Consider the following 14,172-nt stretch of genomic DNA (forward strand, 5'->3'; position numbering starts at 1 on the left):
ATGCCTCGACACGAACCGGTCTCCCTGACCCGCGACGTCGAGGCGGTGCACATCCCGAGCGGCGAGCGCGGCGTGCTCGCGCAGGGGTCGTGGGTGGTGGTCCAGCAGACGCTCGGGGGCGACGTCACGGTGCTCGCCGAGCGCGGGGGGCTCGCCCGCATCGCCCAGGCCGACGCCGACGCGCTCGGCCCCGAGTACGCCGACCTGGCGCGGAAGGCGGCCGAGGCCGGCGCGGCGCGGCTCTCCGGCGACTTCGACGAGGCGAGGGTCTGGGAGCAGCTCGGGACCGTCTTCGACCCCGAGATCCCGGCCAGCATCGTCGAGCTCGGGCTGGTGTACCTGGTGGCGAGCGAGCCGCTCCCGGAGGGCGGGCACCAGGTGCTGGTGCGGATGACGCTCACCGCCCCCGGCTGCGGGGTCGGGCCGATGCTGCTCGACGACGTGCAGCGCAAGGTGCTGGCCGTGCCCGGGGTGCGGAGCGCGGACGTGCAGCTCGTCTTCGACCCTCCCTGGGATCAGTCGATGATGAGCGAGGCGGCGAAGCTGCAGCTCGGCCTCATGTGACGGCCGCCGGGGGCTCGCCGGCGCCCGGGCGCCAGCCGCCCTCCGGCCAGAGCCGGGTGGTCTGCAGCTCGCAGGGGAACCGGTCCTCGAAGTCCCGGATCTCGTCGAGCGTCACCCACTCGAGCGTCACCGCGCAGGCCGCGCCGCTGAAGGGCGTCGCCGCCTCGAGCCGCGCGCCCACGCCGTGGGCGCTCGCCCACCGCACGATCTCGCCCAGCTCCGCCGAGCCGGGGGGGAGCTCCCGCGCGAAGTGGGCCGAGAAGATGAAGACGTCCCCGTGCGGGACGGGGCGGACCGGGTGGGCGAGGATGAGCTCGGGCATGCGTTCTCCCAGACTCGACACGATGTGTGGGTCGAGGTGGGCCGCGCCTTGACGGTCGTCAGCGCCCGACCGCCCGCCCCGAGTTTGCCGGCCGGCGCGCCCCGGCGCGGCTCGGCCCTCCGGGCGAGCGAGCGCTCCGCGCGGGGCGGCGCGTCACCCACCGTCACGCACATCGAGGCACCCCGGATGCAGATCCGCCGGCGACCGCGTGGTAAGGATCGGGGACGTGAAGCGGCTCCTCCACTACCTCACGGCCATCCTCACCGTCGGCGTGCTGCTCCTCGCCGGGGCGGGGCTGGCGCTGCGGCTCACGCGGGGGAGCTACAGCGAGCCCATCGCCATCGCCCCGGAGGTGCTCGGGGCGCGCAGCGCCGGCGGCATCTGGCTCTTCGCGGCGCGGGCGGGGAAGAAGGTGGTGCTCTTCGACACCGGCGTCGACCCGGACGGCCGGCCGGTGGACGGGATCCTGCACGCCCTCGGCGCGAAGCGCGAGGACGTGGCCGACGTCTTCCTCACCCACGGCCACGCCGACCACACCGGCGCCGTGCACCTCTTCCCGAACGCGCGGGTCCACGGCGGCGCCGCCGACGTGGACCTGGCGGCGGGCAAGGAGACCGGGGGAGCCTCGCTGGTCTCCCGGCTCATCGGGGTGGTCCTCCCGCCCACCCCGGCGCGGATCACCGACCCGATGGCCGGCTCCCGGGTGGTGGCGGTGGGAGACGGCAAGAACGTGGTGGCGCTCCCGGTCCCCGGTCACACCGCGGGCTCCTACGCGTACGTGTACCAGGGGGTGCTCTTCGCCGGGGACGTGGTCTGGTACGGCGAGGGCCGGCTCGGGCCCACGCCGCGCCCGTTCGAGCGGCGCCCCGACCAGAGCCGCAAGGGCATCCTCTCGCTCGCGTCGGCGGTGGAGGATCGCGAGGTCGAGGTGGTCTGCACCTCCCATGGCGGCTGCACGCCGGGCGGGGAGGGGAAGCGGCTCCTGCGGCAGCTGGCGGCGCGGCTGTAGCTCAGCGCTGCGCGCGGTCGGGCGGGCTCATCGCGAGGGCCGGCTGGCCGGCGCCCGGTCGGACCGTCACCGTGCACGTCATCCCGGCCGCGAGCGCGGCCACCTCCGCGGCCGGGTCGAGCGCGATGCGCACCGGGATGCGCTGGGCGAGCCGGACCCAGTGGAAGGTCGGGTTCACGTTGGAGAGGAGCCCCTCCACCTCCGGCTCGCCGATGGCGCGGGCGATGCTGGCCACGCGCCCGCGGAGGCGCTGGCCGCCGCTCATCAGCCGGACGTCCACCGGCGCGCCCACCTGCACGCCCGCGAGCTTGGTCTCCTCGAAGTAGCCCTCCACCCGGAACGACCGCGCGTCCACCACCGCCAGCATGGGGTGGCCGGCCACGGCGTAGCTGCCGGGGTGGACGCCGAGGTTGGTCACGTAACCGTCGGCCGGCGCGCGGACGCGGGTGCGCTCGAGGTCGAGCTCGGCGGACGCCAGCGCCGCCTCCGCCTGCTGCTCGCGCGCCTCCGCGGCATCCGCGGCCGCCCGCGCCGCTTGCCGGTTCTCGCTCGAGACCACGGTGCCGTCGAGCGAGGCGCGCCGGCTCGACTCGGCCCGTCGCAGCTCCCGGTCGGTCCGGGCCCCGGCGAGCGAGGCGCGGGCCTGCTTCACGGCGAGCCGGTACCGGGCCGCGTCGATGGTGAACAGCACGTCGCCTCGCCGGACCCGCTGGTTGTCCGCGACGGGGACCTCCACCACCTGTCCGCCGACGTCCGGCGCGACCTGGATCACGTCGGCCCGGACGCGGGCGTCTCGCGTCCACGGTGCGTACATGTAGCGGACCCAGAGGGCGTGGCCGGCGAGCGAGGCGACGGCCAGCACGGCGAGGGTGAGGGCGGGGCGGAGCAGGGTCTTCCACATGGCGCGAGGGTCCGGGGATCAGCGGTAGATGGCGAGGCCCAGCAGGCCGAAGAGCGCGGTCAGCAGGGAGACCCGGAAGAGCCCCGGGTGCCAGACGAAGCGGTAGAGCCCGGCGCGGGCCAGCGCGCGGTCGAGGAGCCAGAAGGCGACGGCGGCGACGTGGAACGCGACGAGGAGGGTGGGGAGGAGCAGCCCGAAGAGCTCGATCTCACGCGGCATGGCTCACCTCCGGCGCGAGCCGGGCGCTCGCCCCCTCGACGAGGGCCGCGGCGTGCTCGGCCACCGCGAGCTGCAGGAGCCAGAGGCTGGTGCGGAGCGACACCAGGGCGGCCCGCGGTCCGCTCACGGCCGCGGCGTCCACGCGCTCCCGGAGCCGCAGGAGGACGCCGAGCGCGCGCCCGGCCTCGTCCGGGTCCCTCGACTCGAGCGCTCCCGCGGCGCGATCCAGCGCGGTGTCGATCTGCCCCGCCCAGCCGCGGAGCGCCGCCCGCGCCCGCTGACCGCGCAGGGCGATCACCGCGTGCCCGGCCTCGAGCACCGTCATCCCGCGGAGGACGCGCCGCTCGCGCTCCGCGGCGCCGGCGCCCGGCAGCTCCGCGAGCTGGAGCGTGAGGTCGCGCACCCCTGCCTCGAACCGGTGGCGCAGGTGCGAGCGCCGCGAGCCGAGCGCGGCGCGGACCTCGCGGGTGAGCGCCCGCTCCAGGCGCGCGGCCCGCCAGCGGCTGTCGGTGGGCAGGATCACCGCGAAGCTCACCAGCACCGCGACCATCCCGACCATGTTGGCGAGGATGCTGTTGACGATGGCCTCGACGTCGTACTGCGTCACGCCGGTGATCCGGATCGCGACGAAGATCATGGCCTGGTAGGGGAAGCCCAGCGGGGCCGTGGAGGGGCGCGAGGTCAGGTACCCGCCCAGGAGGAGGAACGGGGCGAGCCCCGCGGCGAGGAGCGGGAAGCCCTGCATCCTGGGGAGCACGAAGGTGGAGCAGACGAGGGCGGCCGCCAGGCCGAGGGCGTAGCCGGCCAGCTCCCGCCCCGCGGCGCGCAGCGGCATGGGCGCCCCGGCGAAGATGGCACAGCCCACCGCGGCGGCCACCGCGGCGTAGTTGCCGTCCGGCCACCCGGTGAGGATCCAGAGCGCGCAGACGGCGAGGAAGGTCACGGCAGCCCGGATCCCCGCGGCGGCCGCGCTGAGCGGATCCTGCCGGCGCCGGATCGGCCGGCTCGGCAGGGGGGGCCGGCCGGCGCGGGGCGCCTCGAGCTCGGCGTCGTGGCGGGCGAGCTCGCGCGCGTCGCGCAGGAGCTGCCGCAGCAGCGCGAGCACGCTGTCGAGCTCGAGGCGGTCCTCGGGCGAGGCGCCGGGGCCGAGCCGCGCGCGCGCCTCGTCCGCCGACGTCCCCCAGCGCCGCGCCAGGCCGGCGAGCCGCTCCGCGGCCGTGGCGGCCTCCCCCGCGGCCTCGGGCAGGCGCGCCGCGGAGCCGCGCAGCGCCGAGAGGAGCTGGTCGCCCAGCGGCTCCGCCGCCGCGAGGACGTCGCGGAGCCCGCGCGCGGCCAGATCCGCGCGCACCTGCTCGACCGCGCGGGCCGTGGTGGAGGCGATCATGAAGTAGCTGATGAACCCCTCGAGCCGCCGGGTGGCGGAGGGATCGGGGTCCTCGAAGGCGTGCCAGACCCTGACCGTCTCGAGGCGCATCGCGTCGCGCACGAAGTGCTGCTCGGCGACCTCGGCCTCGGAGCGCCGCCAGACGCCGGTGAGGCACGCCGAGGCGTACGCGCCGAAGTCCCGCACGGCGGCGCGCACGGCCTGGAGGATCTCCTCGCGGGAACGGCCCGGGAACGCCACCGCGTTCGCCACGCCACCGCAGATCACCCCCAGGGAGACGGTCGTCAGCCGGTCGATGACGATGTCGAAGGTCTGGTCGGGCTGCGCGTAGGTCGCGAACGCCACGAGGCACGCCGTGTACCCGGAGAGCGCCCACCCGTACGCTTGCGAGCCGCGAAACCAGGCGGAGCCCGCGACGCAGGTGCCCGTCCAGATCGCCAGCCCGAGGATGACGAGATCCCGCTGCTGGGGGAAGAGGACCATCAGGAGCAGCGCGACGCCGGCGCCCACCAGGGTCCCGAGCAGCCGGTAGAGGCTCTTCTCGAGGGAGAGGCTGGCCCGGGGGTTGGAGACGATGAGGGCGGTGAGCGCCGCCGAGGAGGGCGAGGCGAGATCGAGCCGCAGCGCGATCCAGAGCGCGAGGAGGCACGCCGCGAGGACGCGCAGCGCGTAGCCCCAGCACCGCGCCTCCTCGCCCGCGAACTCCGCCCACGCCCGGATCGCGGACGAGCGGAGGCCCGCGGTCCAGCTCGGTCGGGCCGGCAATCAGGGCTCCTCGAGCTGGGCGTGCTGCCGGCGGAGGAGGTCGAGGAGCTTGCGCCGATCGCCGGCGCTCATCCCGTCGAAGCGGCGCCGCCAGACGGCCCACATCCGCGGCTGGAGCTCGGCGAGGAGGCGCTTGCCGGCGGCGGTCAGGTTGAGCTGGACGCGGCGGCGGTCGCCCGCGTCGCGGCGCCGCGTCATCCATCCGCGAGCCACCAGCTCGTCGCAGAGGTGGGTCACGTTGGTGGGGCGCTCGCCGGTCGCGCCGGCGATGTCGCCCGGCGCGAGCCCGCCGGCGCCGCTCGCGAGCCCCATGGCCAGGGCCTGGTACATGGGGTAGGTCAGGCCGTGCGGCTTCAGCACCGCGGCGCCGGCCTCGACCATGCGGCGCTCCACCAGCGCCGCGACCCGGGCGAGCAGGGCCAGCTCGTGGGGGTAGCCGGGGACGAGGACGGCCATCTGGCCGAGGTGCTCCTCGAGGAGCTCCAGCGCGGGGCGGTGGCTCACGGGTATGGCCTCTCATCGACGCCGCCGCCGAGCGCCTGGTTCAGGGCGGCCTGCGCGGCGAGCTGTGCGAAGTGGATGCGGGAGACGTCGTCGCGCTGGGTCCGGAGCGCGACCTCGGTCTGGAGGGTGTCGAGGTACTCGCCGATCCCCGCCCGGTAACCTTCGAGCGCCAGCGCGTGGGCCCGCTCCGCCGCCGCGACCGCCACCTGGCGCTCCGCCTGCTCGCGCCGGAGCGACTGGAGGGCCGCGACCTGGTCGGCGACGTCCCTCAGCGCGTCGACGACGGTGGCGTCGTACTCGCTCACCGCGGCGTCGTACTCGGCGCCGCGCCCCTCGAGGCCGGCGCGCAGCCGTCCCCCGTCGAAGAGGGGCAGGGTGACCGCCGGGCCGACGCCCGCCTCGACCGCGTCGGAGGAGAGGAGCTTGCCGAACCCGAAGGAGAGCAGGCCGGCGAACGCGGCGAGGTTCACGTTGGGGTAGAAGGCGGCCCGCGCCACGTCCACGCCTCGCGCGGCGCGCTCCACGCGCCAGCGGCCGGCGAGGACGTCGGGGCGGCGCCCCACCAGCTCCGCTGGCAGCCGGCTCGGCACCGCGCCGGCGCCGTCGAGCCGCAGGGCAGGGCGGTGGAGCGCGTCTCCCGCGCCCGGGCCCGCTCCCGCGAGCGCGGCGAGCTCGTGCCTCAGCGCGACGCTCCGGGCCTCGAGCCGCTCGAGCTCCGCGCGCGCGGTCGCGATCTCGGTCTCGGACTGGCGGACGGCGAGCTCGGTCCCGAGCCCGGCCGCGAGGCGCCGGCGGGCCACCTCGCGCGTGCGCTGGTGGTCCGCGAGCACCGCCCGGGCCGAGTCCTGCAGCTCCAGCTGGAGCGCCAGGTCGGCGTAGGCGCGCACCACGGCGCCCACCAGGGCGAGCCGGGCGGCCCTGGCCTCGTAGGCGGCGGCCTGCACGCCGTCGAGGGCTCCCGCGAGCTCGTTGCGGTGGCGGCCCCAGAGATCGAGCTCGTAGGAGAGGCCGGCGCCGAGCGAGTCGTTCCACTGCCAGGAGCCGCCCACCGGCGGGGGCCGCCCGGCGGCTGCGGAGAAGCGGGTCCGGGTGGCGGCGCCGGAGAGCTGCGCCGAGGGCAGGCCGCCGGCGCGAGCCGCGCCCGCGAGCGCCTCGGCCTGCCGGATGCGGGCCTCCGCCACCGCGAGCCGCGGGCTCCGGGCGATGGCCCGGGCGACGAGGGCGTCGAGCTGGGGGTCGCCGAAGCCCTTCCACCAGTCCGAGTCGGGCCAGCGGCCGGAGAGCTCGGCGTCGGCGATCTCGCGGCCGGGGGAGAGCGACGCGGGATCGGTGACGGGCGTCGAGGGCCGGACGGCCCCCGGGGCGGCGCAGCCCCAGCCGGCCCCGAGGGCGACGGCGAGGGCGGCGGCCCGGAAAAAGATGAAAAAGCGATAATCCAAAGTTGGAGTTCTCCGGCGACGCGAAGATAGTCCGCAGGGCCGGGAAGTTCAAGGGTGGGGTCGGCCGCGCTCAGCTGCGGGTGACCTTGCGGACGCCCCGGAGCTCGAGCAGCGCCGCCGCGCGGTCGCGCAGGTCGCCCTGGAGCACGAGCGCGCTCCCCTCCACGGCGCCGCCGCAGCCGAGCGAGCGCTTCAGCTCCGTGAGCCACCGCTCGAGCTCGGCGGCGGGGAGCTCCAGCTTCTCGACCACGGTGACCTCCTTGCCGCCGCGCCCCTTGCGCTCGAGCCGGACGACGGCGCGGGCCGGGGCCGGCCTCGCCGCGGGCGCGGGGGCCGGCGCCGCGGGCTCCGGCGGGGCTTCGGGGAGCGGACCGAGCTTGTCGCGCAGCGAGGCGAACGGGTTGTGGAACGGCGGCGGGGGGGCGTCGGGCTTGTCGCGCTTGGCCATCAGCGGCTCCGGGGCGGGGCGGGCTTGGGGGCGCGGCGCCGCGGCCGCTTCGCCGCGCGCCTCGGTCGTCGGGGAGGCGTGGTCCGGGAGCGACCGGCGGCGCCCGGCACCGGCCGCTCCGCGAGCCGCGCCGCCGCCTCGGCCCAGAGGCCGGTGAGGCGCGCCTCGAGCGCGAGCCCCTCGGCCCGGTCGGGCCCGTCGGCGACGAGCCGCTCGGAGAGCTCGCGCGCCGCCTCGCAGAGCGCGAGGTCGTCGCAGAGGCGGGCGGCCTCGCCGTCGTCGAGGCCGGAGGCGGCGAGGAAGGCGGCGCGGTCGCGGGGGCGGACGCCGACGGCGTCGAGCCAGGCGCGCTCGGCGCGGGCGCGCGCCTCCGGCGTGGCCCGCAGCCCCGCGGCGCGCGCCAGCGCCGCGAGCAGGGCGCGCTCGACCCCGCGCGCCGCGAGCGCCGCGGCGTCGGGGTGCGCCTCGAGCGCCGCCAGCACCGCGCCCGAGGAGAGGGGCGCCTCGCCGCCCCAGGGCAGGGTGGCGCCCTCGCGGAGCCGCCGGCGGCGCACCAGCGAGGAGACGGGGCGCGGCGCGCGCGCCAGCGCCGGCCCGGGCTCTTGCGAGGAACCGCGGCCGGTGCTCGGCGCCGGGCCCACCTCTCGGGCCCCGCGGCCACCCCGGGCGCTCCCTCTCCCGCGCAGCGGGGGAGGGCCGGGGAGGGGGCGCTGCTCGCGCAGGTACGCCGCCGCGGCGAGGATCGTCTCCCGCGCGTCCCGCGCCTTGAGGTCCTCGATCCCGTTCGCCGCCCAAGCGTCCCACCGGCGGGCCGCGGCGGGCCGCCACCTCGGCCGGGCCCGCGAGAGCACCGCCCCCCAGGTGCGCTCCTGGTAGAAGATCGCGGTCGCCTCCTCCACGAGGAGCGCCGCCTCCCGGCGCGAGAGCACGCCCGCCGCCCGCGCCAGCCCGGCCGCGTGGCGGACGTTCACGAGCGGCAGCGAGAAGGCGCGGAAGCCGTGCTCCGGCCCGGCGTGGATGAGGGCCACCTCCGCGTCGTCCCGCACGACGCCGTCGCGGTACCAGCCGAACACCGTCCCGACGCCGACCATCCCCTCGCGAGAGAGCTCCGCCGCGCGGAGCGCCCCCATGCTCGCCCCGCCGAACACCGCCACCCCGGCGTCGAGCGCGGCCAGTACCTCGTGGTGCCAGACCGAGGGCACGCTCTCGAAGACGCCGTCCACGAGCGCCACCGCCCGCGGGCGGAGGGCGAGCGCGCGCCAGAGGTCGCCCTGGCGCGCCGGCGGCAGCACGCGGCAGGGGGCGAGCCGCCGCGCCTCGGCGGCCGGGAGGGAGGGCCCCAGGAACACGACCAGATCGTTCACAGCAGCTCCGAGAGCAGGAGGCCCGGCGCGAGCACCTTCACGACGTGGATCCCGAGCGCGGGGGGCGCGAGCTCCACCGCGGCCGGCGGGCGCCCCGCGGCGGCGAGCAGCGCGGTGACCCGGCGCACCCCGTCGCCCGCCCCGGCGGCGCGGAGCTCGGGCAGGTCCCGCGCGCTCGCCTCGCCGGGGCCGCGGCAGGCCCGCGCCACCGCCCGGGCGTCGTCGTCGCCCCGGTGCGACACGTCCTCGCGGGCGCCGTGGATGTCGGTCAGGCGCGACTGCGCGGCCTCGAGCAGCGCCGCGAGGAGCGCGCCGTCGCGGTCGAGGGCGCAGCCGTAGCCGGCGGTGAGCGCCACCGGCCCGGCCTCGCGGTCGAGGAGCAGCGCGCCGGCGACCGGGAGCGCGAGGTCGGCCGCGAGGGCGAAGAGGTGCACCGAGAACCCGCGCGCCTCGAGCTGGGCGGCGCGCCGCGCGGTCCGCGGGGCGGCGCCCGCGAGCGTGCGCGGGTCGATGCGGCGGGCCGAGAGCGCGCGCGGCGTGAACCCCTCGGGCAGCGCCCGCGCCAGCTGGTCCCGCTCCACCGCCTCGCAGAGCGCGTGCAGCAGGGCGGCGTCGCGCGAGGGGTGGGCCCCCATCCCGTTCGAGGTCCAGCGCGCGGTGGCGGGACCGAGGCCGGGCGCGCCGGGCGGCGGGCAGTGGACCGCGCTCGCCGGGACGAGCACCTCCGCCGGGCCCCGGCCCGGGGCGAGCCGGCGCGCCCGCCGCCAGGCCACCCGCAGGCCGTCCGCGTCGGGGCCGAAGACGAGCTCGCCCGGCTCGACCCGCTCGCTCGCCCAGAGCTCCGCCGCCTCCAGCACCGCGCCGCGCGCCGCCTCGGCGAAGGTCTCGCCCTTCCCGTTCGAGACCTGCAGGACGTGCCCGCCGGGGCGGACCGCGCAGGCCACCTCCACCCCGCTCCGATCGAGCCCCGTGACCCGCGCCACGCGCGAGACGCCGATGGCGCGGGCGAGCCCCCGCCAGTCCTCCCCGACCCCGCTCCGCACCTCGGCCGCGCGCGCCATCGCCCGTTTATATCCTCCCCCTGGCCGGCCCGGCGGTCGTACACTCCGCCCCGTCCAACGGAACCACCCCCAGGAGGCGCGGATGTCGTCACCGAAGCTGCAGCAGGCCCTCGATCACCACCGGAAGAACGCCCCCGAGTACCTCGAGGACCTGAAGGCGCTGGTGCGCGTCCCCAGCGTCTCCTTCGCCGGGTTCCCCGCCGAGGAGGTGAGGCGGAGCGCCGCCGCGGTGAAGGCGCTCCTCGAGCGGCGCGGCCTCGACAAGGTGGAGATCCTGGAGGTCGAGGGGGCCCACCCCTACGTCTACGCCGAGCGGATCCGAGACCCGAAGGCGCCGACGCTGCTCCTCTACGCGCACCACGACGTCCAGCCGGCCGGCGACGAGGAGGCCTGGAGCTCCAGGCCCTTCGAGCCGGAGGAGCGGAACGGCCGGCTCTTCGGCCGCGGCGCCGCCGACGACAAGGCCGGCATCCTGGTCCACGCCGGCGCCATCGACGCCTGGGTGCGCGGCGCGGGCGAGCTCCCCATCAACGTGCGGGTGGTGATCGAGGGCGAGGAGGAGACCGGCTCCGACCACCTGCCGAGGTTCCTCGAGAAGTACCGCGACCGGCTCCAGGCCGACGCCATGGTGCTCACCGACACCGGCAACTTCGACACCGGGGTCCCCTCGGTGACGGTGGCGCTGCGCGGGATCGTGGCGGCGAGCGTCGAGGTGCGGGCGCTCAAGCAGAGCGTCCACTCCGGCATGTGGGGCGGCCCGGTGCCCGACCCGGCGATGGCGCTCGCGAAGATGCTCGCCGCGCTCGTGAACCCCGACGGCTCCATCGCCATCCCGGGGATCTACGACCAGGTGCGGCCGCTCTCGCCGGAGGCGAAGGAGAGCATCGGCAAGCTCCCCACCACCGAGCAGCAGTTCCGCGAGCAGGCCGGGATGCTCCCGGGCGTGGAGGTGCTGGGCGGCCGCCACCCCTGGGAGACCAACTGGTGGCAGCCGTCGCTCACCGTGAACGCGATGCAGGCCTCCTCGCGCAAGGACGCCCGCAACATCATCAACGACGCGGCCTGGGCCCGGGTCTCGGTGCGGCTCGTCCCCGACATGGATCCCGCCGAGGTGGGGCGCGCGCTCACCGAGGCCCTGAAGCGGGCGGCGCCCTGGGGCGTCGAGGTGAAGGTGGAGATCGACTCCGGCGGGGCCCCCTGGACCACCGACGTCTCGCACCCGGCCTTCCAGGCGGCCTTCCGCTCCCTCGCGGCCGGCTACGGCCGGGAGCCGCTCGCCATCGGGTGCGGCGGGTCGATCGGGTTCGTGGAGCCGTTCGGGAAGGCGCTCGGCGGCGTGCCGGCGCTCCTCATCGGCGTCGAGGATCCCTACTCGAACGCCCACTCGGAGAACGAGAGCCTCTCCATCTCCGACCTCGAGAAGGCGACGCGCAGCGCCATCCACCTCTACGGCGAGCTGGCGGCGGCGCTGCCGCGCAAGGGTTAGGCGGGGCGGCACCGCCCGGCGGATTAGAATCAGGGGTCCGGCTGTTTCGGCCGGACCACCGGGCCGCGCCGTGCGGCCGGGACGCAGACGACCTTCCGAGGAGCCTGGATGCCGCCGCCCCCCAAGTCCACCGCCGGCCGCAGCGAGGAGGCCCGCGCGCTGGCGCGCGCGCGCGAGCTGCCCAACTCGCGGACCGCCACCGACGTGGACTCGCTCCGGCGCGCCTTCGCCGACCACCTGCAGTACTCGCAGGCGAAGGACGAGCACACCGCCACCGCGCTCGATCGCTACTTCGCGGTCGCCTACGCCGTCCGCGACCGGATGATGCGCCGCTGGGTCCAGACCCAGCAGACGTACTACCGGAGCGACACCAAGCGCGTGTACTACCTCTCGCTCGAGTTCCTCATGGGGAAGGCGCTCGAGAACAACCTCATCAACCTCGGCCTGCGGGACTCGATGCGCGACGCGCTCGCGAGCCTGGGGCTCGAGCTCGACGACCTCCTCGCCCAGGAGCCCGACGCCGGGCTCGGCAACGGCGGCCTGGGGCGGCTCGCGGCCTGCTTCCTCGACTCGCTCGCCACCCTGCAGTACCCGGCCTACGGCTACGGCATCCGCTACGAGTTCGGCATCTTCGACCAGGAGCTGCGCAACGGCTGGCAGGTCGAGCGGCCGGAGGAGTGGCTGCGCTTCGGCAACGCCTGGGAGATCCCGCGCCCCGAGTACGAGGTCCCGGTCCACTTCTTCGGGCGGACCGAGCACTTCGTGGACGAGCACGGCAAGCACCGGGTGCGCTGGGTGGACACGCGCAAGGTGCTCGGGATGCCCTACGACACGCCGGTCGCGGGCTACCACAACCACACCGTCAACACGCTGCGGCTCTGGCGGGCGCGGGCCTCCGAGGAGTTCGACCTCTCCGACTTCAACCGGGGCGACTACATCGCGGCGGTGGAGGAGAAGAACCTCTCCGAGACCATCTCCAAGGTCCTCTACCCGAACGACCTCACGGTGATGGGCAAGGAGCTGCGGCTCCAGCAGCAGTACTTCTTCGTCGCCTGCTCGATCCACGACATCCTCAACCGGCACCTCAAGACCCACGAGAGCTTCGACGGGTTCGCCGACAAGGTCGCCATCCAGCTCAACGACACGCACCCGGCCATCGCGGTGGCGGAACTGATGCGGGTGTTCGTGGACCAGTACGACCTCGAGTGGGAGAAGGCCTGGGAGATCTGCCGGTCGGTCTTCGGCTACACCAACCACACGCTGCTGCCGGAGGCGCTGGAGCGCTGGCAGGTGGAGCTCTTCGGCCGCGTGCTGCCGCGCCACCTCGAGATCGTCTACGAGATCAACCGGCGCTTCCTCGACGAGGTGCGCGCGAGCGGCAAGGCCGACGAGGGCGCCGTCGCGCGCATGTCGATCATCGAGGAGGGGCCGGGGCGCCAGGTGCGCATGGCCAACCTCGCGGTCATCGGCTCCCGCTCGGTGAACGGCGTCGCGGCGCTCCACACCGAGCTCCTCAAGACCGAGCTCTTCCACGACTTCCACGCCCTCTGGCCGGAGCGGTTCAACAACAAGACCAACGGGGTGACGCCGCGCCGCTGGCTCCTCGCCGCCAACCCCGAGCTGGCGCGCACCATCACCGAGTGCATCGGCCCGCAGTGGGTGACCGACGCCGACGAGCTGCGCCGGCTCGAGCCGCTCGCCGACGACGCCGACTTCCGGCGGGTCTTCCGGGAGATCAAGCGGCAGAACAAGGAGCGGCTCGCCGCCATCGTCAAGGCCGAGAACGGCATCACGCTCGACCTCGACTCGATCTTCGACGTCCAGGTGAAGCGGCTGCACGAGTACAAGCGGCAGCTGCTCAACGTGCTGCACATCGTCCACCAGTACCTGCGCATCAAGGCCGATCCGGCCTACGCGCCCGTCCCGCGCACCTACGTGTTCGGGGCCAAGGCGGCGCCCGGGTACTTCATGGCGAAGCAGATCATCAAGCTCATCAACTCGGTGGGCGAGGTGGTGAACCACGATCTCGACGTGCGCGGCCGGATCGCGGTGGTGTTCCTCAAGAACTACCGGGTCTCGCTGGCGGAGCGGGTCTTCCCGGCCGCCGACGTCTCGGAGCAGATCTCGACCGCCGGCAAGGAGGCGTCGGGGACCGGCAACATGAAGTTCCAGATGAACGGCGCGCTCACCGTCGGCACGCTCGACGGCGCCAACGTCGAGATCCGCGAGGAGGTGGGGGCGGAGAACTTCTTCCTGTTCGGGCTCACGGTGGAGCAGGTCGCCGAGCTGCGCCGGCGCGGCTACAACCCCTGGGAGTACTACCGGAACGACAGGGACCTGAAGGCGGTCCTCGACGCCCTCTCGTCCGGACGCTTCTCCCCCGGCGAGCCGCGCCTCTTCCAGCCCATCGTGGACTCGCTCCTCAACGGCGGCGATCCGTACCTCTGCCTCGCCGACTTCCGCTCCTACCTCGAGTGCCAGGAGCGCGTGTCCCAGGCGTACCTCGACCCGGAGCGCTGGTCGCGCATGGCCATCCTCAACGTGGCCCGGAGCGGCAAGTTCAGCTCCGACCGGACCATCCGCGAGTACGCCGAGGAGATCTGGGGCGCCACGCCGACCCCGGTCGCCTGAGGCGCTGAGCGCCGGGAGCTCGGCCCCCCGCCACCCCGCGAGCGACCCTGGCCGCCGCGACCGGGGCGGGCCCTC

The 14,172-nt window shown here is 75.7% G+C and carries 13 protein-coding genes; 4 read left to right on the forward strand and 9 right to left on the reverse strand.

What is annotated here, in order from left to right:
- Entirely contained in the window at positions 1-564 is a 564-nt protein-coding gene (gene sufT, locus AMPC_RS19225) for a putative Fe-S cluster assembly protein SufT (RefSeq protein ID WP_248343145.1), read from the forward strand.
- Here sufT and AMPC_RS19230 read toward each other — a convergent pair.
- Positions 557-886 carry a hypothetical protein gene (locus tag AMPC_RS19230; RefSeq protein WP_248343146.1) on the reverse strand — a complete coding sequence of 110 codons (330 nt, stop codon included), beginning with the start codon at positions 884-886 and terminating at the stop codon, positions 557-559. The two genes, sufT and AMPC_RS19230, sit on opposite strands and share 8 nt — an antisense overlap.
- A gap of 226 nt (positions 887-1,112) precedes the next feature.
- Here AMPC_RS19230 and AMPC_RS19235 point away from each other — a divergent pair, with 226 nt between their 5' ends.
- Complete coding sequence (locus AMPC_RS19235; RefSeq protein WP_248343147.1) at positions 1,113-1,895, forward strand: MBL fold metallo-hydrolase; 783 nt, start codon at positions 1,113-1,115, stop codon at positions 1,893-1,895.
- Position 1,896: 1 nt separating this feature from the next.
- On the opposite strand, the gene AMPC_RS19240 is transcribed toward AMPC_RS19235, so the two are convergent.
- From AMPC_RS19240 to AMPC_RS19275, 8 genes are all read right to left on the reverse strand, one after another.
- Complete coding sequence (locus AMPC_RS19240) at positions 1,897-2,796, reverse strand: efflux RND transporter periplasmic adaptor subunit (RefSeq protein ID WP_248343148.1); 900 nt, start codon at positions 2,794-2,796, stop codon at positions 1,897-1,899.
- 18 nt (positions 2,797-2,814) lie between these two features.
- Positions 2,815-3,015, reverse strand: coding sequence for a DUF1656 domain-containing protein (locus AMPC_RS19245; RefSeq protein ID WP_248343149.1), 201 nt, complete (start codon positions 3,013-3,015; stop codon positions 2,815-2,817).
- Positions 3,005-5,164 (reverse strand): FUSC family protein, encoded by a 2,160-nt coding sequence (locus tag AMPC_RS19250; RefSeq protein WP_248343150.1) that lies wholly within the window; start codon positions 5,162-5,164, stop codon positions 3,005-3,007. The genes AMPC_RS19245 and AMPC_RS19250 overlap by 11 nt, the downstream gene beginning before the upstream one ends.
- Positions 5,165-5,668 carry a MarR family winged helix-turn-helix transcriptional regulator gene (locus AMPC_RS19255; RefSeq protein ID WP_248343151.1) on the reverse strand — a complete coding sequence of 168 codons (504 nt, stop codon included), beginning with the start codon at positions 5,666-5,668 and terminating at the stop codon, positions 5,165-5,167.
- On the reverse strand, positions 5,665-7,107 hold the full coding sequence (locus tag AMPC_RS19260; RefSeq protein ID WP_248343152.1) for an efflux transporter outer membrane subunit: 1,443 nt from the start codon (positions 7,105-7,107) through the stop codon (positions 5,665-5,667). Before AMPC_RS19260 ends, AMPC_RS19255 begins: the two co-directional genes overlap by 4 nt.
- Positions 7,108-7,177: 70 nt before the next feature.
- Positions 7,178-7,555: a translation initiation factor gene (locus AMPC_RS19265; protein WP_248343153.1), complete on the reverse strand. Its 378-nt coding sequence runs from the start codon at positions 7,553-7,555 to the stop codon at positions 7,178-7,180.
- On the reverse strand, positions 7,555-8,919 hold the full coding sequence (locus AMPC_RS19270) for a TfuA-like protein (protein ID WP_248343154.1): 1,365 nt from the start codon (positions 8,917-8,919) through the stop codon (positions 7,555-7,557). The genes AMPC_RS19265 and AMPC_RS19270 overlap by 1 nt, the downstream gene beginning before the upstream one ends.
- On the reverse strand, positions 8,916-9,980 hold the full coding sequence (locus tag AMPC_RS19275; RefSeq protein ID WP_248343155.1) for a YcaO-like family protein: 1,065 nt from the start codon (positions 9,978-9,980) through the stop codon (positions 8,916-8,918). Before AMPC_RS19275 ends, AMPC_RS19270 begins: the two co-directional genes overlap by 4 nt.
- An 82-nt stretch (positions 9,981-10,062) precedes the next feature.
- Between AMPC_RS19275 and AMPC_RS19280 the strand changes: the two genes are divergently transcribed.
- Together AMPC_RS19280 and AMPC_RS19285 are read left to right on the forward strand one after the other, a co-directional pair.
- Complete coding sequence (locus AMPC_RS19280; protein ID WP_248343156.1) at positions 10,063-11,466, forward strand: M20/M25/M40 family metallo-hydrolase; 1,404 nt, start codon at positions 10,063-10,065, stop codon at positions 11,464-11,466.
- 108 nt (positions 11,467-11,574) lie between these two features.
- The gene (locus tag AMPC_RS19285; RefSeq protein WP_248343157.1) at positions 11,575-14,097 is read left to right on the forward strand and encodes a glycogen/starch/alpha-glucan phosphorylase; all 2,523 of its coding nucleotides are present in this window, start codon (positions 11,575-11,577) and stop codon (positions 14,095-14,097) included.
- The last annotated feature ends 75 nt before the right edge of the window (positions 14,098-14,172 follow it).

Origin of the sequence: Anaeromyxobacter paludicola (assembly GCF_023169965.1) — a bacterium.
In the GTDB taxonomy this organism is placed as follows: domain Bacteria; phylum Myxococcota; class Myxococcia; order Myxococcales; family Anaeromyxobacteraceae; genus Anaeromyxobacter_B; species Anaeromyxobacter_B paludicola.

Bases quoted from the DNA above. Each gene is read 5' to 3' on its own strand.
- AMPC_RS19280 (WP_248343156.1), top strand. From the start codon at position 10,063: ATGTCGTCACCGAAGCTGCAGCAGGCCCTCGATCACCACCGGAAGAAC.
- AMPC_RS19230 (WP_248343146.1), bottom strand. From the start codon at position 886: ATGCCCGAGCTCATCCTCGCCCACCCGGTCCGCCCCGTCCCGCACGGG.
- AMPC_RS19275 (WP_248343155.1), bottom strand. From the start codon at position 9,980: ATGGCGCGCGCGGCCGAGGTGCGGAGCGGGGTCGGGGAGGACTGGCGG.
- AMPC_RS19285 (WP_248343157.1), top strand. From the start codon at position 11,575: ATGCCGCCGCCCCCCAAGTCCACCGCCGGCCGCAGCGAGGAGGCCCGC.
- sufT (WP_248343145.1), top strand. From the start codon at position 1: ATGCCTCGACACGAACCGGTCTCCCTGACCCGCGACGTCGAGGCGGTG.
- AMPC_RS19265 (WP_248343153.1), bottom strand. From the start codon at position 7,555: ATGGCCAAGCGCGACAAGCCCGACGCCCCCCCGCCGCCGTTCCACAAC.
- AMPC_RS19245 (WP_248343149.1), bottom strand. From the start codon at position 3,015: ATGCCGCGTGAGATCGAGCTCTTCGGGCTGCTCCTCCCCACCCTCCTC.
- AMPC_RS19240 (WP_248343148.1), bottom strand. From the start codon at position 2,796: ATGTGGAAGACCCTGCTCCGCCCCGCCCTCACCCTCGCCGTGCTGGCC.